17 protein-coding genes are annotated in these 25,010 nt (G+C 65.0%); 11 read left to right on the forward strand and 6 right to left on the reverse strand.

Annotated elements, in window-relative coordinates:
* Positions 1-248: 248 nt before the first annotated feature.
* From TSACC_RS13085 to TSACC_RS13095, 3 genes are all read left to right on the forward strand, one after another.
* The gene (locus TSACC_RS13085) at positions 249-1,643 is read left to right on the forward strand and encodes a beta strand repeat-containing protein (RefSeq protein WP_075079706.1); all 1,395 of its coding nucleotides are present in this window, start codon (positions 249-251) and stop codon (positions 1,641-1,643) included.
* A gap of 53 nt (positions 1,644-1,696) precedes the next feature.
* Complete coding sequence (locus TSACC_RS13090; protein ID WP_075079707.1) at positions 1,697-2,938, forward strand: Gfo/Idh/MocA family protein; 1,242 nt, start codon at positions 1,697-1,699, stop codon at positions 2,936-2,938.
* Positions 2,939-3,104: 166 nt separating this feature from the next.
* The gene (locus TSACC_RS13095; protein WP_169809635.1) at positions 3,105-4,226 is read left to right on the forward strand and encodes a LacI family DNA-binding transcriptional regulator; all 1,122 of its coding nucleotides are present in this window, start codon (positions 3,105-3,107) and stop codon (positions 4,224-4,226) included.
* On the opposite strand, the gene TSACC_RS13100 is transcribed toward TSACC_RS13095, so the two are convergent.
* The 3 genes from TSACC_RS13100 to TSACC_RS13110 are packed head-to-tail and all read right to left on the reverse strand — an operon-like array spanning position 4,223 to position 10,526.
* Complete coding sequence (locus tag TSACC_RS13100; RefSeq protein WP_075079709.1) at positions 4,223-5,482, reverse strand: SGNH/GDSL hydrolase family protein; 1,260 nt, start codon at positions 5,480-5,482, stop codon at positions 4,223-4,225. The genes TSACC_RS13095 and TSACC_RS13100 overlap by 4 nt on opposite strands.
* A complete protein-coding gene (locus TSACC_RS13105; RefSeq protein WP_169809636.1) occupies positions 5,479-7,428 on the reverse strand; it encodes a CARDB domain-containing protein in 1,950 nt (649 codons plus the stop codon). The genes TSACC_RS13100 and TSACC_RS13105 overlap by 4 nt, the downstream gene beginning before the upstream one ends.
* Positions 7,429-7,448: 20 nt before the next feature.
* On the reverse strand, positions 7,449-10,526 hold the full coding sequence (locus TSACC_RS13110; protein ID WP_075079711.1) for a hypothetical protein: 3,078 nt from the start codon (positions 10,524-10,526) through the stop codon (positions 7,449-7,451).
* A 224-nt stretch (positions 10,527-10,750) separates the two neighbouring features.
* On the opposite strand from TSACC_RS13110, the gene TSACC_RS13115 reads away from it, so the two are divergent.
* The 5 genes from TSACC_RS13115 to TSACC_RS13135 all read left to right on the forward strand — a co-directional run bounded on the left by TSACC_RS13115 (position 10,751) and on the right by TSACC_RS13135 (position 20,399).
* Complete coding sequence (locus TSACC_RS13115; protein WP_075079712.1) at positions 10,751-11,506, forward strand: hypothetical protein; 756 nt, start codon at positions 10,751-10,753, stop codon at positions 11,504-11,506.
* The gene (locus tag TSACC_RS13120; RefSeq protein WP_075079713.1) at positions 11,506-12,216 is read left to right on the forward strand and encodes a type II secretion system protein; all 711 of its coding nucleotides are present in this window, start codon (positions 11,506-11,508) and stop codon (positions 12,214-12,216) included. Before TSACC_RS13115 ends, TSACC_RS13120 begins: the two co-directional genes overlap by 1 nt.
* A 16-nt stretch (positions 12,217-12,232) precedes the next feature.
* Positions 12,233-13,342: a hypothetical protein gene (locus TSACC_RS13125; RefSeq protein WP_075079714.1), complete on the forward strand. Its 1,110-nt coding sequence runs from the start codon at positions 12,233-12,235 to the stop codon at positions 13,340-13,342.
* A gap of 419 nt (positions 13,343-13,761) precedes the next feature.
* Positions 13,762-19,647: a PEP-CTERM sorting domain-containing protein gene (locus TSACC_RS13130; protein ID WP_075079715.1), complete on the forward strand. Its 5,886-nt coding sequence runs from the start codon at positions 13,762-13,764 to the stop codon at positions 19,645-19,647.
* Between the two features lie 257 nt (positions 19,648-19,904).
* On the forward strand, positions 19,905-20,399 hold the full coding sequence (locus tag TSACC_RS13135) for a CC0125/CC1285 family lipoprotein (protein WP_075079716.1): 495 nt from the start codon (positions 19,905-19,907) through the stop codon (positions 20,397-20,399).
* A 292-nt stretch (positions 20,400-20,691) separates the two neighbouring features.
* Here TSACC_RS13135 and TSACC_RS13140 read toward each other — a convergent pair whose 3' ends face one another.
* Both TSACC_RS13140 and TSACC_RS13145 read right to left on the reverse strand, forming a co-directional pair.
* The gene (locus tag TSACC_RS13140) at positions 20,692-21,207 is read right to left on the reverse strand and encodes a hypothetical protein (protein WP_075079717.1); all 516 of its coding nucleotides are present in this window, start codon (positions 21,205-21,207) and stop codon (positions 20,692-20,694) included.
* 13 nt (positions 21,208-21,220) lie between these two features.
* Positions 21,221-21,577 carry a BON domain-containing protein gene (locus TSACC_RS13145; protein ID WP_084400444.1) on the reverse strand — a complete coding sequence of 119 codons (357 nt, stop codon included), beginning with the start codon at positions 21,575-21,577 and terminating at the stop codon, positions 21,221-21,223.
* A gap of 280 nt (positions 21,578-21,857) precedes the next feature.
* Between TSACC_RS13145 and TSACC_RS13150 the strand changes: the two genes are divergently transcribed.
* From TSACC_RS13150 to TSACC_RS13160, 3 genes are all read left to right on the forward strand, one after another.
* A complete protein-coding gene (locus tag TSACC_RS13150) occupies positions 21,858-22,037 on the forward strand; it encodes a hypothetical protein (RefSeq protein WP_075079718.1) in 180 nt (59 codons plus the stop codon).
* Positions 22,038-22,164: 127 nt separating this feature from the next.
* Complete coding sequence (locus TSACC_RS13155; protein ID WP_075080733.1) at positions 22,165-23,091, forward strand: SDR family oxidoreductase; 927 nt, start codon at positions 22,165-22,167, stop codon at positions 23,089-23,091.
* Between the two features lie 337 nt (positions 23,092-23,428).
* Entirely contained in the window at positions 23,429-24,103 is a 675-nt protein-coding gene (locus TSACC_RS13160; protein ID WP_075079719.1) for a sensor histidine kinase, read from the forward strand.
* Positions 24,104-24,148: 45 nt separating this feature from the next.
* Here TSACC_RS13160 and TSACC_RS13165 read toward each other — a convergent pair whose 3' ends face one another.
* Complete coding sequence (locus tag TSACC_RS13165; RefSeq protein ID WP_075079720.1) at positions 24,149-24,652, reverse strand: hypothetical protein; 504 nt, start codon at positions 24,650-24,652, stop codon at positions 24,149-24,151.
* Positions 24,653-25,010 lie beyond the last annotated feature (358 nt).

Consider the following 25,010-nt stretch of genomic DNA (forward strand, 5'->3'; position numbering starts at 1 on the left):
TGCCAGGCGACCGGTGATGGTTGTAGTCGCGTGCCATAAGTCCTCGATGACGACTCGCGCTTCGGTCAGCGTCCAGAGATGTTCCCGGTTGAGGCACTCATCGCGGAGACGGCCAAAAGTTTGCACCAGAATCCAGAAAGCCCCGGCGCCGCCAGCAAGTGTAAACTGACCTACCAGACCAAGACAGCAGTTGACGTGTCAGCTTTGCAACCCATTGTCAATAGGTGACGGGTTGTTAGCCTAGCGGAATGAACACCCTCCAGAGCCCCAACCTGGCAAAACCGTCGTTCCTCAACCCCGCCGCCCGAACCTTCCGCCGCCGATGCGCGGCGCTGCTCTGCGCGTCGTTCGCCGCCGCACCCGCCCTCCATGCGCAGTATGTCTGGAGCGGAGGCAGCACCACCTGGGACAGCACGGGCAGTCCGGGCTGGAATGGCTCTGCGCCGAACAGCGCGGGAGCGGGCGTGACCAAGACCGACTCGACCAGCGCCACGATCACCCAGAACAACAGCGCGGGAGTAACGATCGGGAGCTTCACTCTATCCGGCGGGGCCGGGACATTCGGCGTGACGCCGAGCAATGCCCTGACCTTTAACCAGGACGGAAACGGCGCGGGAGCCGCCGCGATCACAAACGCAGGCACGAATACGAACTCGCGGGTGAACTTCGGGTCCGGCACCCTCACGCTGGCCGACGACATCGTCATCAGCAACACCGGCAGCTCGACGAATGCAAGCGGGTCCATCGCCATTTCCTCCACCATCGGGGGCACGGGCAATGTCACCTTCAGCAACGTGAGCAACAACGCCGCCGCCGGTCATATCACCCTCTCCGGGCCGAATACCTTCACCGGGACGGTGACCGTGCAGAAGGGCGCGGTGACATTTTCCAACGCCACCTCGCTGGGCAACTCGGCCAATGCCGTACACCTGGGCAGCGCCGGAAACTCAGCCACGCTCGTCTCAAGCTCCAACTCGGTAACGCACGCGTACAATATCACCGTGGCCTCCACGCTGGGAACGAACGTGCTCGGGTCGATCAACACATCCACGTTCGACACGACGTTCTCCGGAACGCTGGCCCTGAACGGCAATGTCAGCCTGACGAGCAGCAAGACCAGCAATGCCGCCGTGCTCTACACCGGGGCCATCTCGGGCGGAGGAAACGTCACCCTCATCGGCAACGGCAAGACGCAGTTCGGCGACGGCACAGCCAGCGTGACCAATACCTATACGGGCAACACGACGCTGAGCGACAGCAGTTCGCTCCTGCTGGCGGACAATGCCAAAATGACCTTCGTCATCGGAGCCAGCGGAGTGAACAACAAGATCACCGGCACGGCGAATCAAACGCTCACTCTGAATGGAGACTTCATCTTTGACCTCTCCGGCGCGGCCGCCAATGGCAGCTGGACGATCGTCGATATCGGCACGCTCAATGAGAGCTTCGGCTCTTCATTCTCAATCGTGGGATTCACCGAGGCGGCCAATGTCTGGACGTATGTGTCGGGCACGAAGACCTATACCTTCTCGGAGGCCACAGGAGTCCTCTCGGCGGTACCCGAGCCGTCCACGATCATTCTGTGGGGACTGGGCGCCGCATTTGTGCTCTTCGGAATGCGCCGTCGCGCACGCCATGCCTGAAGGATACCTCGCTCCGCCCCGGCGACGGGAAGGAGCGAAACATCCGCGAGAGAATGTTGAAGCTCGGCATCATCGGAGTCGGCGGTTACGGCTGGAACAACGTCCTGGGGTTCCTGAATCTCCAGGCGGAAGGGCGGGTGAAGATCGCCGCCCTCGCCGACATCTCAACGAGCGCCCTGGAGGACTGCCGCGCCCGGCCGGAGCTGAGCGAGGCGCGTTGTTTCACGGACTATCGCGACCTGCTGGACGCGCCGGGGCTGGAGGCCGTCCTGATCAATGTCCCCATCCCCTTTCACCGGGAGGCGACCCTCGCCGCGCTCGGGCGTGGTCTGGCCATCCTGCTGGAAAAGCCCGCCGTCCCGCTCCTCTCCCAGCTCGATGAACTGATCGAGGCCGACCGCGAGGGCCGGGTGATGGTGGGCTTTCAGCATGTCTACTCGTCGCTCGTGACGGCGGCGCGGGAGAGCATCCGTCGGGGCGGGCTGGGCCGGCTGAAATCCGTCTCGGCCTGGGGGATCTGGCCCCGGCCGACCTCCTACTACCACCGCGCCGGCTGGGCCGGACAGATCGAGTGGCGAGGGCTCCCCGTGCTGGACGGACCCTGCACCAATGCCTTTGCCCACTACATCAACCTCGCCCTCCACCTGTGCGGCTCGGACGGGCGCAGCCAGGGGTCGCCGGTCGGCGGCCGGGGCGAGGCCTATCGCGCCCGGCCGGACATCCCGAGCTACGACACGGGGTTTCTCCGCGCCCGGCTGGAGGGGGATATTGCCTGCTCCTTCGCCTTCACCCACGCGGCGGCGAGGGAGCGCGGCGTGACGATCCGGCTGGCGGGCAGCCGGGGAGAGCTGCTGTTTTCCGGGAACGGCAGGGAACTGCGCCTGCCTGATGGCGCGGTGCTCTGCGGGGACGACGGACAGATGGGCCTGCGGCGGGCCTTCGTCGCCTTTGCCCGGGGCGACCGGGAGAGAAATCTCACGCCGCTGGAGGCCTCGCGGCCTTTTCTCAGCGCCACCCATCTCATGCTGGCGGCGTCGGGCGGCATTCACCAGATCCCGGCGGAGCACTCCTGCAATGTGGCGCGCGAGAGCGGGGAGGACGAAGAGGGCGACCTGGCGTGCGCGATCCCGGGGATCGAGAGGGATATGGCGCGATGCGTGGAAGATTTCCTCACGCCTGGCGAGGCCGGTCTGGCCTGGGCCGCCGACGCCGGGGAAACCATGGTTTCGGAAGGGCTGGAGGCGGAAATGCTGCACGGCCTGGGAACAGGAGCGGGGCTTTCCGTCCCCGCATAGCCTGCCGGGTCCGAGGCGCGCCCGGTCTTGGGGGATCGAGCGCGAGCGGATACCGGGGCGCTCCCGCCCGTTCCGTCGTGAACGGGCGGGAAGGGCTGCGCCATTTGTGCTTTATCCGGGGATTTCATCCTGCGAGGTTGCTCCATCGTCCAGCCCCTCCCCGATCGTGAAAAGCAGCAAGAAAAAAGGCGCGCCTGATCCTCCGCCGGAGGAGCCGCGCATCGTTCCCGGCCGGGTCTCGATCCGGGACCTCGCAGCCATCGCATGCGTGAGCCGCACGACGGTCTCGCTCGCCCTGAGAGATAGCCACAGGGTCAGCGCCCAGGTACGCCAGGAGATTCAAAAGCTGGCGGCGGAGCACAACTACCGCAGCAACCCGATGGTAACAGCGCTCATGCAGCAGGTGCGCTCAAAGCGGGCGATCAAGGACAGCGCGACGATTGCATTTGTCACCTCGAGCCATACCCGCGAGGAGTGGAAGAACTATTCCTTCAATCGCCAGATCTGGGAGGGAGCACTGGCCGAGGCCACGCGGCTCGGCTTCCGGCTGGAGGAGTTCTGGGCGGGGCCGGGAGCGCGGGATATCCCGGCGCTCGCAGGCATGCTGTACCATCGCGGGATTCGCGCGCTGTGCTTTGCCCCGATGGCGTGGCCACACCCTCGCTTTGAGCTGCCGTGGGAGCGATTCGTGGCGATCGCCTGCACGGCGTCGACGGGCATCGCGGAGCTGCCGGTGGTACGAAGCGATCATACCCACGGCATGCACACGCTGCTCTCCCGGCTTCGCGGCCTGGGGGCGCAGTCAATCGGCGTGGCCATCTCGCTGGAGGATGACGAGCGCATCGCCCACGCGTGGTCGGCCGGAGTCCATACCTTTTGCCTCACCTCTCCGGACACCGCAGTCCATCTGCTTCGTCTGAAGGACTACAACGACTTCGAAGGCTTTGCCGCCTGGTTCCAGAAGACGCGCCCCCAGGTCATGGTCGGCCTACAGTCGACCGTTCCGGCCTTCCTCGACCGCCTGGGCATGGACGGAAAGATCGCCTATGCCTCGCTGGACGTGCTGACTGAGGAACTGGACGAAATCGCGGGCATCTTCCAGGACCCGCTTTATCTCGGTCGGCGAGGCGTGGAGTATGTCAGCAAGGCAATTTATGACCAGGTCTTTGGCCTGCCCACGCACCCCGAGTCCATCGTGGTCCGTGGGCGCTTCGTCGATGGGCGCTCTCTTGCGCCTTTGCTGAAAGCCCCCGGGCGCCGCAAAACGAAAACCGCCTCGCGCCGCTAGTTCGCCGCCGGGCTGGCGGGAGCCTTCCGGCACCAGGGATTGCGGAATCGCAGCACGGCATTGCCTTGTCCCAGGACGCGGGCGCCGAGGACGAACTTCACGCTTTTAACCTCCCGGCCCTCTCCGACGAGGTTGACCGGGGATTGCAACGTCAGCACGAGCGGGCCGCCCGCATCGATGGCGGAGATGGTATCGCGCTTCTGGGTGCCGTCGAAATCATAGGCCACGGCGAAGGTGCCGTCGGTGAAGACGAGCGTAACCTCGGCCCGAACGTCGGCGAGATTTACCGAGCCGGGATCAATCTCGACCTGCACTCCGGCCTGGAATCCCCCGGCTTTTTCGGCGACCGGGATCACCTGGGAGACGCGCATGCCGCCGAGGCCGTTCTGGGCGGTGGTCTTGAGGTCGACGACGAGTTCATTCGTTCCGTCGGGGCGGGCGTTCACGGAAAAGGCGGACGAGCAGTTTGCATTGTCCCGTCCCCCGGTGAAGAGATCGGGCAGCACGCCGGTATTGCCCTCTCCGAGTTTTCCTGCCGTGCCGGTGAAGCCCGGGTTGCCAAGGATGTTCCCGGCGAGGCCCGGGAAGTCCGGGGCGGAGGCCCCGAGGCTGTCGAGCAGCGCGGCGAGGGCGACGCCCACCTTGTACGCGCCGAGGGTCTGGAGATGAATGCCGTCGTAGAACCATCCCGGCTGCAGGATGATGGAGGGCGCTCGCTGCGTGGAGGCGAGCGCGGCGATATCGAAAAGCACCGCGCCCTTGGTCCGAGTGCAATAATCGGCGATGCGGGAGTTCAGATCGTTGATGAAAGCGACGTGCGCGGGGAGGTAATGCTCCGAGCCGGGATCAGTACAGACGATGGGAGTGATGCCCCGGGCAAGGGCCATGTCAGCAGCCTTGGCGATATTGGCCATTGTGTGGTCCGAGCTGAAGCCGGGGGAGCGCACATCATTGACGCCCATCAGGATGACGAGGAACCTCGGGTTGGAGGCGAGAGCCGGGTCCAGCATCGTCGAGATGATCGTGTCCGACGTCGCGCCAGAGATGCCGAAGACGCCGGTGCAGGGGTACTTCTGCTGGTTCAGCGCATTGGCCCAGTTGAAATGGCAGAGCGTGGTGCGGTTCAGCCCGGCCTTGTCAAAGGCGATGATGGCGGTGCGGCTGTCGCCGAGCGGAGCCAGGGTGGCGGGTGCGTCCTTGGCCGGAGCGATATGGGCCAGGGCGAGAGCGAGGATGGTGAACAGGATGGGTCTCATGGTTGTGAAGGGGGCGGAGCCGCGACATCGAGCGTGGCGGAGGCGGTGTTGTTGAGTTCGTCGGATTCGATCAGGCGGTTCACGTCGTCGACCTGAGCAGTGAGCGTGTGCGACCCTGGGACGGCTTTCCAGGTGGAGCGGCCCTGCGGTCCGTTGTTCGCGCTCACCTCGACTTTCCGGCCCGGCGCGAGCGGGCCGCGCAGCGCGTCATTCCAGCACACGGTCTTTCCGTCGATGGAGAACTTCACCCCGATGGTGACGCCCTCCCCGGTCGGCGCGGAGCCGGTGTTTTCCACCGTCGCGAGGAAGCGCACCTCCTCGCCAGGACGCGGATTTGCCGGAGCAGTCTTTACGTCGCGAATGACCAGATCGGGAAAGGCGTCGATGGTGGCAACCGCGATCCGCGCAGGATCGGATACCCGGCCATCCCGGGACGCAGCGATGATCTCCAGCGGATAGGTGGTGGCGGGCAGGAGGTCGCGCAGCGTGAAGTGCAGCCGTCCATCGGTGCCGGGCGCGGCCTGCCCGAGCTTGCGGCCATGCAGGTAAACCCACCATGCATCTGGACCGGGATACGCAGGCCAGTCGAGCGTGATGGAGGTGGGCGAGGCCTGGGACGCGACGTCCCCGGCCAGCGGGAGGCCGCCGGACGGAATGGGCGCGGCGGGTTTGATCGTCACGACGAGCACTTCGTCGGGTACCTGGAGGTCGATGGTGGAAACATCCGTGAATCGCGCGCAGGGCGCAGCCTGCCCGCCCGGCGTCACCACCGTCACCTCGGCGGCCTTTTGCGCAAGAACGAGCCGCACGGGCACAGGGGCATTCGCGATATCCTTCCGCGCTTTCCGGTCAAAGCCCGGCACCTCGTTCCAGAGCAGGAGCAGGAAAGACCCGTCCGAGCGCTGGAGCAGGGTATGGTGAACGGAGGGCGGAGCACCGCGCAGGGTGAACGCGAGGGCTCCGGTGCGGTACGGGGCCGGGCGCACCCACTGGCGGGCGGAGGCGTCCCAGCGGGACTCCGCCACCGAGGCGATAAGGTCGCGCAGGGCAAAGTAGGCGGGCTTTGGACTGGCATCCGGCATGAGCAGGCCAAAGGCGGCCTCGGGGTCCTCCTGCTCCGCCTTGCGCGGACGGCCCGCGCCGAGTTCGTACAAGACCGTCCAGCGGAAGCCAGCGTCGAAATACTCGGCGAGGAGGCGCGGCAGGTACTTGCGCTGCGCCTCGTGCGACACTCCGGCCTGCGTGCCCGCGATGACCTGGCTGCTGGCGAGGCAGGTGTGATAGCCCGTCTCGGTGGCCGCGAGCGGCGGCAGGATCGCGCCGCGCCCGAGCAGGAGATACGGGTCGCGAAAGTCGAGGCTCTCCGACGGCATGGCCCCGGCGGGATAGCTATGGGTATTGGCGATGTCAAAGCTCCGGAGAGGAGCCAACCGCGAGCCGTCGCCCTTGTACGCGGTGCTGGCGGCGATGACGGGGATGTCCTTCAGCGCGGCATCGGCCTTGATGGCGCTGTAGAGATCGTCCTGGAACTCCCGGGGACCCTCCGGCCAGCCTCGACCGTGATAGGTTTTGCCGAGCTTCTTCCATCCGCCGTTGACCTCGTTGGGACCCTCGATGGCAGCGAGGAGATGGCGCTTCTCCCGCCACTGGCGAAGCTTTTGCTCCCAGGGCGTGGCCGGGTCGTCATCGATGGCGATCACGCGGATGCCGTATTTTTCCCAGAGTTCGTCATGCCTCGGGGAAAGGTCGTCGCGGATCGTGCGCACGCCGAGGCCGCCGAGGAGATCCCGCACGGCCTCCCAACGCCCGTCGTACATGGTGTCGCGGTAATTGAAATGCGTCGCCACCCCGATCATCTGGACGAAGCTGTCGGCGGGCCGGGCGGGCTCGGGAACAGGCAATTCCTCCCCTGCCCGCACGACCTGGGCGAGCAGGACGGTTGCCAAGACGGCGCACCGACATCCGTTCATGGCCGGCCTCCTGGTTTCATAGGTTCCGCGAGAATGACATTTTTCCACAAAGCCGGATCGACCGTCTCCCCCAGCCCGCCGGTCCAGGAGATGAACTGCTTGCTGTAGCCTGCATCGTTGTCATTGGCGGCGATGTTCAGGCGGAAGACCCCGTCTCCGACGAGCCGCCGGTCGAGGGTGATGCGGTAGACGGTCGCACCCGAGGTACGCTCCACCGTGGCCGCGATGCCGTCGGCAGACGACCCGGGGCTCTCTGGAGCAACCACGGTTTTCTCCCCGACGCGCCCGACACGATACATCCCGACGGCCTCGCCACGGGCCACGGCGAGGAGGAGCGAGTCCGACTCCGCGAGTTGCGCCGTCTCCGTCGCGGGGCGGTCCTCACTGTCACGCACCTGGACAAGAAGATACAAATGCAGGTCATCGCCTCCCAGCCAGCCCTCCGCCGAGAGGTCGTCCGGTCCCTGCCAGAACTTTGTGCTGTCGGGGAGCTTGTCGAAGTGATTCGTCACATGGGCGCTCTCCAGCGAGAAAACCGGCGGGCCGTCCGGCAGGACGGGGAAAGCCCCCTGCCCTGCCACGCGGGAAACACGGAGCACGGGTTCGATGGCCAGGCGCTCGCGGGCGATCTCCTTCCCGGCCTCGTCGGCGAGCGACAGGTCGACGAAGTCCCCGGAGCGGCGCGGATCGAGCAGGGCGGGGAGCGCGGCGGGCGGAGGCAGGGTCACACTCCATCCGCCCTTGCCGCCCAGCACCTTGATGGCGATGAGGTTGTCGCCTTTCTTGAGGGGCAGATCGAGGATGCGCTCAGTCAATACCCGCCCTTCATTCCCGCTCTCCATCGTGCTGCAGATGAGCGCTCCATTCAGGCGAAACTCCATCCACCAGTCGGCATTGCACGCGACCCGGACGGTCTCGTCGCGCTCCGCGTGCACGGTACCGAGGATGTATCCGGCGCGCTTCTCGCGAGGAGCCTCGCCGGGCGGGAGCAGATTGATCAAGCCGCCCGGGGTTGCCTTCACCAAGCGACCGGATTGATCGCCGAGGCGGTCTGGTTCTGAGCGCAACTCCGACAGGTCGATATCGGGGGCGGGATCGTTCGTGAAGACCCGCCAGGTCTCCGGCCACTGATAATGCAGCGCGGCGGGGTTCCACGTCACCCCGAGACGCACCGGCAGCGAGTCCCGGGCGGGGACAGCGACCGACTGCCGCACGGGCGAGACCACGGTCTGCTCCGGATCGCTCGTCGTCGCGGAGAGCGTGGCCTGGAGAGGCCGGTCGGCGGGATTGCGGATCGCGAGATCGAGCGCGCTTTCCCGGCCCGGCACCACGACCGCCATGTCGGGCGTTTCCAGGATCGACCGCGCCACCACGGCCTGAAAGGCCGGGTCGACCGCATCCCACAGCAGGTAGACCGGCGTCTCCGTGACCTCGACCCGCACCACGCCCTCCGGCGAGGCCACGGCAGGAGACGTGTTTCCGTAAAGGTCCATGAAGCGGAGATTCCTCGCGCCGTCCGCCGATTCCGCGACCTTCACATAGACATTGTAAAACGCGGGCTGATTGGCCCAGAGCAGGCAGGCGCGCCGGGCATCATTGCGCGAGGCAAAGGAGTAGCCTTCGGCATGAGCCTTGCCCGTCACGAGCTGGCTCTGAAAGGACAGCCCCTTCAGGTGCTCGGTCATGGTCCGGTACGCGAGGAAGGCGGGCAGCGGCTCCTGGTCCGAGCGCAGCATGCCATAGCCGACATCGCCGCGCCGGAAGGCATGCAGGCGGAAGGTCATGAGGTACTCGATGCCTGTGGCCTGCGCGTAAGCCTGCTTTTGCAGCACGGTGGCGGCCTGCACGTCCTCCTGCCGACGGGACCCCACGAACATGCCGGACTCCGTGTCGATGAGCGGCTTGTCCCCCATGCCGGCTGCCTGCGCCGTCCGGCGCACCTGGGCGGCGATGTTCTCCTCCGCGAGCGAACCCGGGCCGTGGGCGTGAAAGGCGATGGCGTCGAGGAACTCCGGCTTCACCCGCTCAAGGAAGCGGCGGGAGTTCGGCCTGCCCGCCGCTCCGAAAAAGGTAATACCGCCGTTCATCACCACCGCGCGTGGATTGCCGCGTTTGATCGCCTGGCAGGTTGCCTCGTAGATCTTCGTATAGGCGTCGATGTCGGGATAGCCGAGGTCGGGTTCGTTGCCGACCTCCCAGTAGACGACCTCGGGCGCTCTGCGGGCGGCGGATTCCGCCAGCGCCAGCCAGGAGGTCCAGACCGCTTCAGAAAACGCGCCGCTCTTTCCCTCCACGGTCACATCGGGAGACGGCGGCCACGCCATGCCCACGACCTCAAGGCCATGCCGGGAAAGGATGGCGAGGTCGCGCGTGTCGTCCGACCACGCGCCCGGCCCGATGCCAAATCCCGCCGTGCGCAGGATGTCTGCGCCGGAGGCCAGCACCCAGCCGAGGAGGTCGCACTGGCCCTGCTCAGCCTTCCGACCCGGCGCGGCCGGCTGCGGCGAACGAGCCTTGACGCCGCCATAGTTCGGATCGAGCCCATAGAGAAAGTCGCCTTTCGCCGCGCGGGGGATCTCCGCGGACGAAATGACACCCACGTAATAATCCCGCTCCGCCAGGGTCGCGCCGCCCGCCTGCACGGTGAGGATGAGGTCGTAGACGCCGTATTTCAGCCCGTCCGTATCGAGGGTCGCGGTGACGGAAGCCTCGCCGCACGCGGGCAAATCGAGCGCTCCGGATTTCTCAAAGATCTGCGTTCCCTGCCGGTCGAGAAACCGCAGCGTGTACCGCGCCGCGATTGCCTCCGCGCGATCATTTCGCACCGGCAGCTCGACGACTGGCCTCGCACCCCGCGCAAACAGGAGCCTGCCGCCCGGTGTCACCGCCGCCTTGCAACGCACATCGGGAAATGCCGTACCAGGAGGCAGATAGTGATTGCAGATGATCGACTCGTGATCTGGCGGTGGCGAGGGGGCCGGATTTTCCCCGGCGAGCGCCTGAGCGCGAACCGCCATCAGCGCGAGGCCAATGGCGGAGACCCGGAAGAACGAACCGGCGGCAGATCGGAACATGGAAGATGAAAGCAGCAAAATCGTAAGGTGATGGGAGGGGACGCCGGAGCAGCGCCCCGGCCATGCCCGCAAGAATCCGCCGCCCCGCGCAAAATCTCAAGGCCACGAAATGCTGACGCGTCAACCAAAGCCGTCCACACCTCACGCTGACGTGTCAACTTGATTGCCAATTGTCATTCCGGGGCCATGGGAACATTGTACCTCCAGCACCCCGCTCCCCTCCCATGACCAGACTGTTTCCCATCCTCATCACCGCCGCCCTGGCGATGCTGCCGCAACTCCCGGCCGGGGTGATTCTTTCCACGGATTTCAAAGACGCCGAGGTTCGCTCCTATACGAACGCGGACACCATTGGCTCGGGCGAGGCCCAGATGTCGACGCGACTGGAGATCCCCAACGTCGAGATCCTCGTGGCCGAGGCCGACGGTGCGCATGTGCTGGAGTTTATCAACAACGGCACGGAGTGGGGCCAGGCGGGAGCAGTCAAAACAATCGCGCCCGAGGTCGCCGCGGAGAAGGCGCTTGTCCTGAAGGGCGCCGTGGTCTTCACGCCGCTCACGGTCTCCGGCGGTCGGGGGATCTTTCAGGTCGCGATCAACAGCGGTGACTGGCTCACCACCAGCAAGACCGTGACCGCCGTACATATCACACTCGAGAGCAACCTCGGCCTGAAATACGTCTCCGACGCCGGATCGAAGCCCGCCGCGAAGCTCCTGGCCGACACGCGGTACCGGCTCGAGTTTTCCGTCGATTTCAGCAACCCGCAGCAGAACACCTGGGAGTTCTCGGTGTACCTCGACGATGACGCGGCGGGCAAGGAACCGATCTTCTCCTCCGGGCCGCTCAATACCCGCGCGCCGCATATCACGCCCGGCATCTTCGCCCTCGGCTGCGGCGTGGGCGGCGGGGCCAGTTCCGATCCCTTTGTCAGGATTCATCGCGTGAGCCTCACCCAGGCCGCCGCCAGCACTTCCCGGTGATGAAGATCGTCGTACTCCATCGTGGCCCAGGCTCCAGGCGCTCCGCCTTCACCCTGATCGAACTGCTCAGCGTGATCGCCGTCACCGCGATCCTGCTCGTGCTCCTTTTTCCCGTGGCTGGAAAGGTGAAGGACAACGCCAACGCCTCCCGGTGCGCGTCCAACCTGCGCCAGCTCGGCATCGCCGCCATGACCTGGTCGGCGGAGAATGATAACTACATCGTCCCCTGCGACCAGGGCAGCGATGGCGCGGCCCTCTGGCCCTCGCTCCTCGCCCCGTATGTCGGGATGGAGTACGAACTCAACAATCCCGCGCGGCAGCCCTCGCTCTACCATTGCCCGGCCTCGGTGAGCGACTTTACGCCCACCGAACGCGGAGCGTATTTCGTCAGCTACCGCGCTGCCATCACCGGACCCGCGAAGGGCGCAAACTCCTATCATCCAAAATACACCATGCTCAGGGCCTCTGCCGTGAACCCCTCGGGCTTCGTCCTCCTGGCCGACGGCAAACCCCGCAAGCCCACGAACTGGCGCGGATGGTTCGGCACCAGCTCGGGGGACAAGGACCTGCTCGGCTTTTACCACGGCGACCGGGCCAACCGCCTCTACCTCGACGGACACGTGGACTCGCAGGAACTCACCGGCTGGACCCCGATGACGCAGGAAAACTGGACCCAGCTCGGGTACTCGGGCAACGTGCGCACGTATTGACCTTCCCTCAACCAGAATGACCACGGTCGAGAATTCCCGGCTTTTCGTCCCCTGGCAGGACCCCGTCTCGGGCGTGACCAGCCACCTGCTGCGGGAGCGCGTCGCCCCCATCCAGCAATCCTTTTACTTTACCAACCGGAGCTTCTCGCTCGATGGGCGGTACCATTGGTTCTACTGCGCCTTTCCTCCCGGAGGGGATGCCTACCAGGGCCGCTCGCTGGGCGTGACCGACTTCGCCACGCAGGAGGTGCGCTGGTTTCCCGAGACGCAGTTCGCGGATGCGTCTCCCTGTGTGGATGAGAGGACGGGCGAGGCCTATTGGACGACAGGGCTGGAGGTATGGAGTCGCGGTCCGGGGTTGAACGACACCGCCCGGCGCGTGGGGGAGTTCCCCGCCGGGCTGGCGCGTGGGCGGAGGCCGCTCCGGCTCGCAACCCACCTGGGATTCACCGCCGACCGCTCTTCACTCATCATCGACGCGCAGATCGGCGACGAATGGTTCGCGGGCGACCTGCCGCTCGATGGGTCGGGCTTCCGGCTGTGGCAGAGATTTGACCGCTGCTACAACCACGCGCAATTCAGCCCGACTGATCCCGGCCTCATGCTCATCGCCCAGGATACCTGGACCGGTGCCTCCACGGGTGCGCCGGGCGGCATCGACGACCGGCTCTGGCTCCTGCGGCGCGGCGAGATCGCGCGGCCCGTATATCCCGACGATCCCTCGCCGCTCCGGGGACACGAATGGTGGGACCCCGACGGCGAGCACATCTGGTACGTGCGCTACCACGAGGGCACGGAGCGGGTGAACATCCGCACCGGCCAGCGCACGCTCTTCCCCGGCGACTGCATCCACTCGCACGCCGACAGGACCGGTCAATACATCGCAAGCGACATGGCGCTGTCGCCCGAGGAGTGGACGGTGACCTTTACGAATACGGCGACCCGCCGGACCGTCGCCATCGCGTCGCACCTCCCGGCTCCGGCCCTGCCCCGCCGCCGATACCACGTGCACCCGCATCCCCAGTTCTGCCTGGAGGACCGCTATATCTGCTACACGACCAATGTCCTCGGCGCGGTGGATGTGGCCTTTGCCTCCGTGGCGGAGCTGATCGAGCGAACGTCGTGACGGAATATCGGAAGCGAGACCACGGTCCCGAACGAAAGGGCTGGAATCGGCGGCACGTCCTCGAGGCCGAGCATCTCTGGGGAAGCTAGCTCCCGCCGTGCGGGTTTGGGCCTGTGGTGTCCGAAAGTCTGTGTTTGGCGTCGATCTGGCACCATCTCCCCATGAGGTCGGGGAGCGTATCCTCCAATGGGGCCGGAGTGGAGGGCGTCGGAAAGCGCAACCGGGCGCGAATTTCTCGCGTGGAATTTCTCCACTCCCATCGTGAAATTCCGTTTGACGGGACGCATTGACCAGAGTCAATTCTCGGGCATCTGGCGGTCACGTTCGGAGTCGATTGCTATACCTGAATTTTCATTTCCACCATGGTCAGCAGGGTCAAAAGATTCAAAATGGGTTTGGGTAATCGCTTCCCAAGATATGTGGCGAGCGCCCTGGCCTCTGCTGCTGTGCTCAACTGGGGGTTCGCCGCGACGACGGAATCCACGCCCGGCTTCACGGTGACGCCTGCCGTCGGGAATGACATCACGGCCACCTTTGATCCCGCCGCGCCCGGGGTCACCTACCCGGGCTATGTCAAGCTGATCCGCGAATCTGGAGACTCCCAGGCATATACGCTGACATCCAATATCATCGGACCCGTCAGCGTCAGCGATCCGAACGCCTACGGGCTCTTCTTCATCTCTTCCGACAGCGGGGATCTCACGGTCAATACCGATGGCGACATCGTTTTCAGCGACGCCAAGGCGTTCAACAATCTCGCGGGCGCCCTCGGCAATGCCGCTGTCTTTGCCCTGGGCGAATCCACCGCCTCCAATGTAGGCGCCGGTATCACCTTCAACCACTCGGGCAACCTGACTGTCAATGGCACCGGGCGGGGACCTCTGGCCAATCCGATCGAACTGCTCCCCACGGCATTCCGCACAGCGGAACTCAGCGGAATCCAAGCCGTCTCCACCGGAGATAACAATGTCACCACCGGACAGACCTGGGCCGGCGGCAACATCCAGGTCACGACCGACAATGGCTCCACCATCACGATGACGCAGTCGGACGCATCGGTCATTACCGCGGGTATTTCCGCCTCTTCGGCTGCGGGTCCTGGCACCAGTTTTGGCAGCAACCCGACGCTCAACCAGGTGGGCGTCAGTCACACGAGCAAGATCGATGTCACCGCCAACCTCGGGGCCGGTATCTTCGTCACCACCACCGGAGCCCAACTGAACAGCCCGCTCGCGACAGGGGGAACGATTGAGGTTCACCTCTACGAGAGCGTCGGCGGAACTTCGATCCGGGTGAATGATCACGACGGCGACACCGGCCAGACCGGGGTGGGAATTTACGCCGTCAGCGAAGCCTATACCCCTGACGAGCCGAACATGGGATCGAATGTCTCCGGCGGCCAGACGGAGGTCGACCTCGACCGCAACACCAGCGTCTCGGTGGGCAATGCCGACTCGCTCCTTTCCATCGGCGTGCTCGCCGTCAGCGCTGGCACGAACGCGCTGATCAACCCCTACACCTCGCAGACCGTCAACAAGGGCGGCAGCGGCTACGGGGGTACTGCCGCCGTGACGAATGACGGCACAGTCTCAACCCGAGGGAAGGTTTCCGTCGGTATTGCCGCGCTCAGCCTGGGAGGCGCCGCCCAGGTGACATCCGTCTCGGGCTCGAGCGGACAAAGCAGCTATCTCGGAAGCGCAGGATCGACAGACGGAGGCGGCGGCACCGTCTCGGTCACCAACGGAGTTTACGGCCAGATCCTCACCCTCGGAGAGGGCGCACATGCCATCCTCGCCATCAGCTCGGCCAGTGGCGGACTCGTGAACAACGACCTCGCCGCCGCGGGCACTCTGGCCCCACCCGGCTCTCCGATCAATCAACTCACCGGAACCTGGGAGGACAACAACACCGGCCTGATACTGGGAAACAACTCCAGCAGTTCCACCGGCCATGACGGAGGGTCTGTCACAGTCAATAACTGGGGATTGATCACCACCGGCGACGGAATAGTCCCCTCGGCGGCCTCGATCGGCATTCTCGCCCAGAGCCTGGGAGGTGGCGGAGGAAACGCCGGAGGCGATCAGGCGGCGTTATTCATCGGTGACAAGGGCGGCAAAGGCGGCAATGGAGGACTCGTCCACGTAAACACCTACGCCGGGAGCACGCTGGAAACCTTTGACGTCAACTCTGTCGGCGTCCTGGCCCAAAGCATCGGCGGAGGCGGCGGCAACGGAGCCAATGCCAAGGGCATCTTTGTCGCGGTGGGCGGTCGCGGCGGCCAGGGCGGCTCGGGCGGCGTCGTGAATATCGATCACGCGGGCAGCGTCACGACATTGGCGGATCATTCGTCGGGTATCATCGCCCAAAGCATCGGTGGCGGCGGCGGACACGGGGGCGCGGCGACCACGATCTCGCCGGTCTTCTCGGCTGGCATCGGCGGCAAAGGTGGCAGCGGTGGTGCCGGTGGCACGGTCTCGGCCACGCTCGAAGCGACTTCTTCCGTCCATACTTACGGGAACAACTCCGCAGCGGTGCATCTGCAATCTGTCGGCGGCGGGGGCGGAACCGGCGGGGCCGCCATGTCGGACTCCGCAGGGGGTCTCGCCATCAGCATCGCCGTGGGCGGGCACGGAGGAACCGGAGGCAATGGCGGGGAGGTCAGTGGAACCAACCTGGGCACCATCACGACAGGAACCGGTATCAGCACGGGAGCGCCGTCGATCGATGGCAGCGACTCCTACGGCCTTTTTGCTCAAAGCGTGGGCGGTGGCGGCGGCCATGGCGGATCGGCGATCGCCAAGTCGCTCACCTCCGGTCTTGGCGAGTATCCGTCGATCGGGATCGATCTCGCGCTCGGCGGTTTTGGCGGCACAGCCGGAAATGGCAGCACGGTCGGCCTGCAGAATGAGGGTTCCGTCACCACCTGGGGAGACGGCTCCCACGCGGTCTTTGCCCAAAGCGTAGGCGGAGGCGGCGGCTCGGGTGGCGACTCGACCGCGATGGCGGCCGTCATTGACTCCGGCGTCCCCGAGGTTCCCATCACGATCGCCCACGGCGGCAATGGCGGAGGCGGCGGCAACGGCGGAGACGTGACCCTCTCGAACGAGACCGGAACCGCATCGATCACCACCCACGGCCAAAATGCGGCGGGACTTTTTGCCCAGTCGATCGGCGGCGGCGGCGGCAATGGCGGCATCGGCAACGCCGTGGCCAAGACACCCAACCTGGGTCCCGATACCACAAACATCGTGGTCAATCTCGGCCTGGGCGGGAAGGCGGGCGGCGGCGGGGATGCGGGGTTTATCAATCTGTCCAATGACGGGACCATCCAGACATCAGGCTCCGGCTCACAGGGCATCCTCGCCCAGGCCATCGGCGGCGGCGGCGGCAACTCCGGGGGAGGCAGCGCCTCTGGCGGAAATAACAGCTACGAATTTGACCTCGCCATCGGTGCGACGGGCCCCCACGGCGGCTCCGCGACGGTAGGCTCCGGCGTCAACGACGGCTACTCGGTGCTCGTCACCAACAGCGGCTCGATCTCCACCACGGCGGGCGATGCCACAGGCATCCATGCCCAGTCGATCGGCGGCGGCGGCGGCAATGGCGGCACATCCGATATCGAGGCCTCCACCGGCCCGCTTGCCAATCTCGCCAATCTTCTTGCTCCCGCCACCACCTATGCTTCGACCATCGCTGTCGGCGGCAAAGGCGGCACCGGCGGACAGGGTGGCGCAGTCAAGGTGGACAACACGAGCGGCAGTTCGATCGCCACCACGGGAACACGCTCGCACGGCGTCTTTGCCCAGTCGATCAGCGGTGGCGGCGGCACCGGCGGAGCTGCCAATGCGACCTCCAACTCCGCCGTCATCGACCCCTTCACCTATCAGGACCCCCCGCCCCCCGACCCGGAGCACCCGAACGATCCTCCTGATCCCCCGGAACGGAATAACAACTACAGCATCAACGCGTCCGTCGGCGGCGCTGGAGGCGACTCCCACGCGGGCGGCCAGATCGATCTCACCAACGAGGGTTCGATCTCGACCTCCGGCTACAGTTCTCAGGGGCTTTTCGCCCAGTCCATCGGCGGCGGCGGCGGCGTGGCGGCCGACGGCTCGCTCGATACCCGCACGACCCTCAGCCTCGGCGTCCGGATCAATGGTGCCAGCGGCGAGTCGGGCTCGGGGGGCGCCGTCACTATTTCCAATACCGGCTCGATTACTACCTCGCAGAATGACGCCTACGGTGTCTTCGCCCAGTCCATTGGCGGAGGCGGCGGACTCGCCACCTCGGGTTCCGACATTCCCTTTGTCGTCAGCCCGACCTTCGGCGTCTATCCGAACCTGCATGTCGGAGTAAACCTCGGCATCAACCTGAACAACAACACAGCTGTCGATGGCGGAAAGGTCGCGGTCACCAACGGCGGCGCGACCTCCGGGCAGGGAATCGTCCATACTCAGGGCGACCTCTCCATGGGCCTCGTCGCCCAGTCGGTGGGAGGAGGCGGCGGCAAGGCGGGAACCATCTTTGGCACCAACAGCATCGCCCTCCCCGACCTCGATGTGCGGCTCGGTGCGGACAAGGGCTATGGCAACGGAGATACCGTGACCATCACCCTCGCGCCCTCCTCGGATATTCGTACGGGCAACGCGGGTGACGGGCGCGGCTTCGCGGCCTACGGCATCGTGGCGCAAAGCATCGGCGGCGGCGGCGGACTCTCGACGGACGGCTCGGCAGCCGCCACCGGCACGATCGCCCTCGGCGGATCAAGCAGCGATGCCAAGGGCGATGGCAATACGGTGACGCTCCAGGGAACCGGTCTCGTGTCCACGCAGGGCGAGGCGGCGCATGGTGTCGTCCTGCAATCGATCGGCGGCGGCGGTGGCATCGCGGTAACAGGAAGCAGCCTCGCGTATCAAGGCAGCCTCGACGGAGTCACGCCCCCTGCCCTCACGCTCGGCGGCACCCACTCGTATGGCCATGGCGGAACCGTGAGCGTCGACAACGCCCTGCTCAATGTGAGCACCGCAGGCGACAACGCCTTTGGTGTGGTCCTCCAGTCGATCGGCGGTGGCGGCGGCATTGCCACGTCGAAACAAACCGGCGGCGACATGACCCTCGGGCGGACGGGAACCAACGACGACCAGCAGGAAGGCGGCGCGATCAACGCGACCTTCGCCCAGGGGACCACCATCACGACCACCGGCGACGGCGCTCACGCGATCGTCGTCCAGTCGATCGGGGGCGGCGGCGGAATCGCGAACCCCGAGGCCGGTCAAGGCACCCTCATCAATGTCTTTGACCAGGAAGATCAATCCCATGGCTATGGCGGCGAGACCCATGTCTCCGTGAACGGGACCGTTTCGACCTCGGGAGTCGGGGCCAACGGCATCCTCGCGCAGGTCATTGGCGGCGGCGGCGGCCTCCAGGGCAGCTGGGCAGGCAGCACCGGCGGCACCAATTCCTCCACCGATGGCAGCAAAAATGGAACCCTCACGATCACCCAGACGGGCACGATCTCGGCCACGGGCACGCACTCGATCGGTATCTTCGCACAAAATGTCGCCGGAAACGGCAGCGCGGGCAATGACATCACCATCACCGTGAACGGTTCCGTATCCGGGACCGACTACGGCATCCGGGTCGATGGCGGGAAAACCAACCACATCCAGGTCAACGGCAGTGTTTCCGGCGGGATATATTACACCACGGGCAACAACCTGAACGTCACCAATGCGGGCACGGTCACCGGCAACATCTCGCTCAATGAGGATGCCACCGGCACGTTCACGAATGAAGACACCGGCATCTTCAATACCGGAACGTCGATCGTTGCCACGGTCAGCAACATGGGAACGCTCCTCGTTGGCGGCGATGGCTCGGTAACCGACACCTACATGACCGGCCACTATACGCAGAGTCAATACGCCCTCATGCAGTTCGACGTCCTCTCCAGCCAGAGCTTCGACCAGTTTATATTTTCCAGCGATGGCCATGGGACATTTGATGGCGCGCTTTACGTCATGGTGGCCAACAACGGCTGGGATCTCCGCGCAGGCGACACCCTCACCCTCATCGGCGCGGCCGCGACCGGCACGAATACCTTCACCGCAGGATTCCTCGACGACATGGCCATTTACGGCCTCGGAGTCGGGGTCGATGCCTACCTCTTTGAGGACACGGACCACTCGATCAAAATGAGTGTCACCGCCGTTCCCGAACCTGCGACCACTTTCCTCATGCTGGCCGGAGGAGCGGTCGTGTTCCTGCTACGTCGTCGTATGAGCCGACGGCAGGCTCCCCGGTAAGCCCGGCCAGCGCGATCACGAGCCACACCAGACTCGGATTCCCTCAATGCACGCGGGGCCGACCCGGACCGCTGCCCCGGGGTGCTGTTCCCCCCGGGAGGTTTATTGAATCCTCGCCCGGGTCCGCATATAAGTACCTGCCTGCATATGGTGGGAACGCGCAAAAGGACTTCAGGAACGCCGCCGCGAGGTTCGTCGGCTCGCCTGCCCGCCGCCTCGGTTGCCCGCCAGGAATGCGCTGTCCAGTGAACCCTATCATGAAAACCCGACTCCTTTCCGCCCTGCTCGCCGCGATCGCCTTCGCGGGCTGCTCGACACCGTTGTACTATGGACCGAAGCGCGACATCGGCGGCTGGGAGGTGGACCGTCTCGCGGCGGATTCGTTCCGCGTGAACTTCCGGGCCAGCAGTTACGCTGCCGACAAGATCGTCGATGACTATGCGCTGCTGAAAGCGGCCGACACGGCACAGGAGTATGGTTTCCGCTATTTCTCGGTCGTGAACAAACAGGACATCGGCCGCACGACAGAGGTCGATCAATGGGCCAACTCGTATGCCACCGGGACCTATGGGCCGACCGGCGGGATGACATCGAGCACGCAATCCTACAACCAGACCGCCTCCGTCTACCGGCCGGGCTCCTCGCTCAAGATCATCTGTTTCAAGAACCCGCCCGCCAATCATCCCGGCACGGTTTATGACGCAAAGGAAGTCTCCGAGCGCCTGCGCGCCAGATACCAGATCGCAGGATAACGGGCGGGCGCACCGCCAGCGCGCCGTATTTCCTGCGCCCAGAGCTGGACGGCCATGCCAGCCTCATTGGTGAAAGACACCCGCAGGGAGCGCCATTGGGTGGACCGTGCCCGATAGCCCGCCTGGCGCAATTTGCCGACCAGGAGCGGGCGGCCCGACCCTCCGCCAGACTCCCCGCGCGTCCGGAGAAAACCCAAGACTCGCGGAATCGCCCGGGGCGCGGAGAGCCGGGCAAGCCTCAGCCGAATGAGAAGCAACAGGACGCCCGACGCCGAAGCGCCGGGCGGGTGGGTTACTTCTCCTCGGAAACCGCCGAGATGTCCTCGAGCTTGTTCGCCTTGAAGATGTCGCGCACGCTGTGTGCGGACTCGTGCGAGGGCGTGTGCACGGCGATAAGGTAGCCGCCGTTTTTGATATGCGTCTCGTACGTCTTCGCCTCGTACTCGGGAATCCCGAGACCGACGAGAGCGCCGACCACGCCTCCCGCCGTCGCACCAGCCGCCACGCCGCTCAGCGCGGCCATGATCGGACCCGCCGCGACGAGGGCGCCGAGACCCGGGATGGCCAGCGTGCCGATGCCTGCGAGCAGGCCCAGCGTGCCGCCGATCGCGCCTCCGGCGACCGCACCGGTGGTCGCGCCTTCCGGGGCCTTCGACGCCTTCACGGCACCCAGTTCCGGCGTGCTGCCGGAGTCGGGCATGAGCACGGAAATGTTCGCGGCCGGGATGGCGGCGGTATTCTGGAGATCAAGGAGGGTTCGTTCCACCTGCGGGGCGGACTTGGCAATACCAACAATGGCTTTGGACATAGTTAAGGGAGAGTTAGGGTTGTTTGATTTCGAGGAGGTTGACGACCTTGGAGGCGCCCGCGTGTTTTGCGTGCGTTTCCAGGAGGACCTTTTCTTTTTCCGTCTCGACGGGGCCGCGCAATGTCACGACCTGGTCGATGGTGATGATCTTCGCGTTCTTGGCCAGGGCGGAGAGCGCCTCGTCGGCGATGACCATCTTGCGGATCTCGGCGGTCATTTTCACGTCCGCCGGGGCATTGGATTGTTGTTCGGAGGTGGGAGTGCCGCTGTGCTGGTCGCGGGCATTGGTCCCGGTATTATCCGGAGCCTGCGCCCGAGCGGCCGACACAGCGGTAAACGCTGCGAGACAGAGTACGACAGGGAGTTTCATAAGGTGTCGGTTGACACAGGGAAATCGTCCCCCGCTCCAGCGCCGGGCGTGACCCTAGGATTCGCTCAGGGGCGCGACTCATTTTCAGCAAACGCGCACCTCATCGCAGCCCACCCATTTTCTCGCCGCCAACATCCACTCCCCGGCACGAAGGCGATTCCCTTCCGTGGCACAGCTCACGAAACGGCACGAAGATAAACGCCCCGCCACCTCCGAGGCGAACCCCATCCCTGCCGCTGATACCTCCCTGAGCCCGCGCGGCGGAGCGAAGCACCGGAGAATGAAAGAATCCATCCTCGCGTGTCTGCGGGAAGCGGGAGGAGCAGGCAAAACACCCGCAGAGATCGCCAGGGAGCTGGGCGTGTTAAAATCGCGCGTCCAGTCCTGGTTCAGCAGCACCGGGAAGAAATGCCCCGGGGTGCGCAAGGTCGGCACGGGCCGCTGGCGCTTCGTCGATTGACGGTCCCTGCGGACGATGTATTGAAATCGGCAGAAAGACTCGAGTATCAGCGAGGAGCAGTCAAAGCATGGGAGGCTTGTCGACTTCTGGCTTTTCAGATCCCGGATCATCAGCCTACGATCCCGCGATGGCCGCGCTACCCGCGATTCTCGTCACAGGAGCTTCCTCAGGGATCGGCTTGGCAACTGCCCAGTTGCTGAGCAAATCGGGGTACCGTGTTTTTGCGGGAGTTCGCACACTTTCCGATCGATCCATTCAGGAAAACCTGAGCGAGATCGAGCTCGACGTCAGTGATGAGGCATCCATTCGTGCCGCCGTGCAGAAGATGGAGCACGAACTTGAAGGAGCCGGTCTTGCCGGGCTCATTAATAACGCAGGTATCGCGGACGTCGCTCCGATTGAATTCCATCCTGTTAGAAATTTCCGCGCAGTTTTTGAGGTCAATGTCTTCGGCCTGGTGGCTGTCACGCAGGCCTTCCTGCCTCTTCTCCATCGTGCTCAAGGCCGGATCGTCAACATGGGATCCATCGGAGGATTAATCACGATACCCTTCGGGGCCACGCTCTGTGCCTCGAAGCACGCCGTCGAGGCCATCAGTGATTGCATGCGGCTGGAGCTTTATCCCGCTGGTATTCATGTGACATGCCTGCAACCGGCCTCCATCAACTCAGGCTCCGCCGAGAAGCTCGCCGCCAAAAATGAACAGACTATCGCTTCTCTATCCCCAGAGGGGCAACGACGCTACGCCGATATGCTCAGGCGGTTTATGAAGGTTACCATGGAGTCCGAGACCAAAGGGAGTCCTCCCTCGCTTGTGGCCCACGCCGTACTTGATGTCCTGCGGAGCGAGGCTCCTCCCGCCAGGAAGCTCGTGGGCAAAGATCATCTTCTGTTGAAACTCGCCGCGAAAGCCCTTCCCGACTCCATTCGAGATCGGTTGTTTCGGAGGCTCTTTTTCGGCAGCCCATCCTTTGGTTCCTGCCCGGCCTCTCAGGACCAGGAAACGGAGCATCATTCTGATCTTTCCGTGCGCCCTTCTGCCTCGAAAGATTAAAGCCATTGCCATTGCCGAATCAGGCCGCAGACGCGTATGTCGTAGCCGCCCTCCTCCGTCGCGCGCAGGAACACCAGGATTTCTCCCGCTGCATCCTATCGAGCAGCAAGTCGTGATCCTAATAGACGGCAGTCATCGCACCACCGGCCCGCGAGGACGGGAGAAAGGCGCGTTTTCTCTGCTCCCCGGGAGAAGCGGGGCACATTCTTACGCACAAATACGCAAATTGCCCCGCCTCGCGCACCGGCGCTTGGGGGGGAATCGAGGGAGTTCCGCGAATCATCCCGTTGCGAAGAGCGATTATCGCAATATTATTACCACTCGCATGGATGTCCGAATGATCGCGCATGATATGCGCACCCCCCTGAGTGCGCTCATGTTCAGCCTGAGAAACGCGAAAGCGGCGACAGGCAACCCGGACGCTTTGCATCGGGCCCTGGACGTCGCTGAGCGAAACACCGTAGCGCTCGCCTCGATCGTGGAAGCGCTCCTCGACACCTCCCCCGATGGGCACGGTCGGGTTTCCCACGCCGAGTGCCTACCCGCCGACCTCATCGCCTCGGCCATCGACCAGATCGCGCCGCAGTCGGAGCACAAGCGGCAGACCATCACGATCGGCGAAACCTTTCCCCAGCCCGTCCTGGCCGACCCCACCCGCATCATCCGCGTCCTGGTCAATCTCCTCTCCAACGCCATCCGCTTCAGCGCCGAGGGCGGAGAGATCCGCGTGGACGCCCGCCTGCGCCTGAATGACGGCCATCCCTGCGTCGTTTTTTCCGTCAGCGACAATGGCCCCGGCGTGCCGATCAGCGACATCACAAAGATCTTCGGCGAGGGTGTCAGCATCGCCAAGGGCGGCAAATACTCCTCCGGCCTCGGCCTCGCCGTGTGCAAGGAACTCGTCGAGGCCCACGGCGGCCGCATCTGGGTCGAGACCGACCGCACCGACGGCGCGACCTTTTCCTTTTCCATTCCCCTCGACTGGGAGAATCCCGAGGCCCACCGCGCCTGACCGCATCCCGCAGGAGGGGGAAACGCCCCCGCCTTCGCTCAGGACCTAAAGCCGCTGCCCGGCAGGCACCTTGGCCGCAGCCACGGCGGCATTGATGTCGCCGCTCCGCTCGTCCCCCACCCGCAGGTAGAGCACGCGACTGGCGGCCGCATCGTAGGCGACCTGCCACTCCTGGCGGACCATCAGGCCCGCGCCGTTCGGCGCGACGACCGTGCCCCGGGAAATAAACACGCGGTTGCCGAGATCGGACGCCCAGGTCTCCCCCTCTCCCGGCGTGGAAAATCTCGCCACCTCCGGAGATGACAGATGATCGCGCACGCTGGCGAGCGAACGATCAAACGCCGCCCGCTGCTGCTGGGTCATCGGCACCATGTGCCCAAAGGCATTGCGCACCGCCAGCGCCCCGCCGATCACGCCCAGGCCGATCACTCCTGTCGCGAGGCTTAGCCAGAAGACACTCCGCCCGCGCGGCTTGGGCTCCTCACTGGCCTGATTCCTCATGCCTGAACTCGCAGGCGTGGTGACGGTCGCGGAAACTCGGGGGCGCATACCTGCCGAGGCTGCCTTTTTCTCCGCCTCGGAGCAAGCCCCGACTGTCCCGGCAGCCCGCCCGCTCGCTCGCGGCAGGCGCGGTAGACCGCACGGCGTGCACACGTCGCACCGGAGCGGGAACTAACACCATACGTCCCGGTCTCCATGGAAATACCGCGCATTGGGATAGCCTCCCTCCGCGCGAGAAGCCAAGCGGAAGCGACCCGCGCGACATGATCGTCTTCCACGCCTCACTCGAGGGCGACGCTGCGGCTTCGTGAAAGCCTGCGCGGGCCGGGCCTCGTCCTTGCTTCCAGAATATTACCGACAATATTATCCGAAATTGCATAGATTCTCGGCTCTCGCAGTGAAAGCT

The organism is Terrimicrobium sacchariphilum, from assembly GCF_001613545.1.
GTDB classification, from domain to species: Bacteria; Verrucomicrobiota; Verrucomicrobiia; order Chthoniobacterales; family Terrimicrobiaceae; genus Terrimicrobium; species Terrimicrobium sacchariphilum.

What these genes read in the sequence shown, in the direction of transcription:
- TSACC_RS13090 (WP_075079707.1), top strand. Translation starts at nt 1,697, where the DNA reads ATGTTGAAGCTCGGCATCATCGGAGTCGGCGGTTACGGCTGGAACAAC.
- TSACC_RS13100 (WP_075079709.1), bottom strand. Translation starts at nt 5,482, where the DNA reads ATGAGACCCATCCTGTTCACCATCCTCGCTCTCGCCCTGGCCCATATC.
- TSACC_RS13115 (WP_075079712.1), top strand. Translation starts at nt 10,751, where the DNA reads ATGACCAGACTGTTTCCCATCCTCATCACCGCCGCCCTGGCGATGCTG.
- TSACC_RS13125 (WP_075079714.1), top strand. Translation starts at nt 12,233, where the DNA reads ATGACCACGGTCGAGAATTCCCGGCTTTTCGTCCCCTGGCAGGACCCC.
- TSACC_RS13155 (WP_075080733.1), top strand. Translation starts at nt 22,165, where the DNA reads ATGGCCGCGCTACCCGCGATTCTCGTCACAGGAGCTTCCTCAGGGATC.
- TSACC_RS13140 (WP_075079717.1), bottom strand. Translation starts at nt 21,207, where the DNA reads ATGTCCAAAGCCATTGTTGGTATTGCCAAGTCCGCCCCGCAGGTGGAA.
- TSACC_RS13110 (WP_075079711.1), bottom strand. Translation starts at nt 10,526, where the DNA reads ATGTTCCGATCTGCCGCCGGTTCGTTCTTCCGGGTCTCCGCCATTGGC.
- TSACC_RS13165 (WP_075079720.1), bottom strand. Translation starts at nt 24,652, where the DNA reads ATGCGCCCCCGAGTTTCCGCGACCGTCACCACGCCTGCGAGTTCAGGC.
- TSACC_RS13145 (WP_084400444.1), bottom strand. Translation starts at nt 21,577, where the DNA reads ATGAAACTCCCTGTCGTACTCTGTCTCGCAGCGTTTACCGCTGTGTCG.
- TSACC_RS13085 (WP_075079706.1), top strand. Translation starts at nt 249, where the DNA reads ATGAACACCCTCCAGAGCCCCAACCTGGCAAAACCGTCGTTCCTCAAC.
- TSACC_RS13150 (WP_075079718.1), top strand. Translation starts at nt 21,858, where the DNA reads ATGAAAGAATCCATCCTCGCGTGTCTGCGGGAAGCGGGAGGAGCAGGC.
- TSACC_RS13120 (WP_075079713.1), top strand. Translation starts at nt 11,506, where the DNA reads ATGAAGATCGTCGTACTCCATCGTGGCCCAGGCTCCAGGCGCTCCGCC.
- TSACC_RS13160 (WP_075079719.1), top strand. Translation starts at nt 23,429, where the DNA reads ATGATCGCGCATGATATGCGCACCCCCCTGAGTGCGCTCATGTTCAGC.
- TSACC_RS13135 (WP_075079716.1), top strand. Translation starts at nt 19,905, where the DNA reads ATGAAAACCCGACTCCTTTCCGCCCTGCTCGCCGCGATCGCCTTCGCG.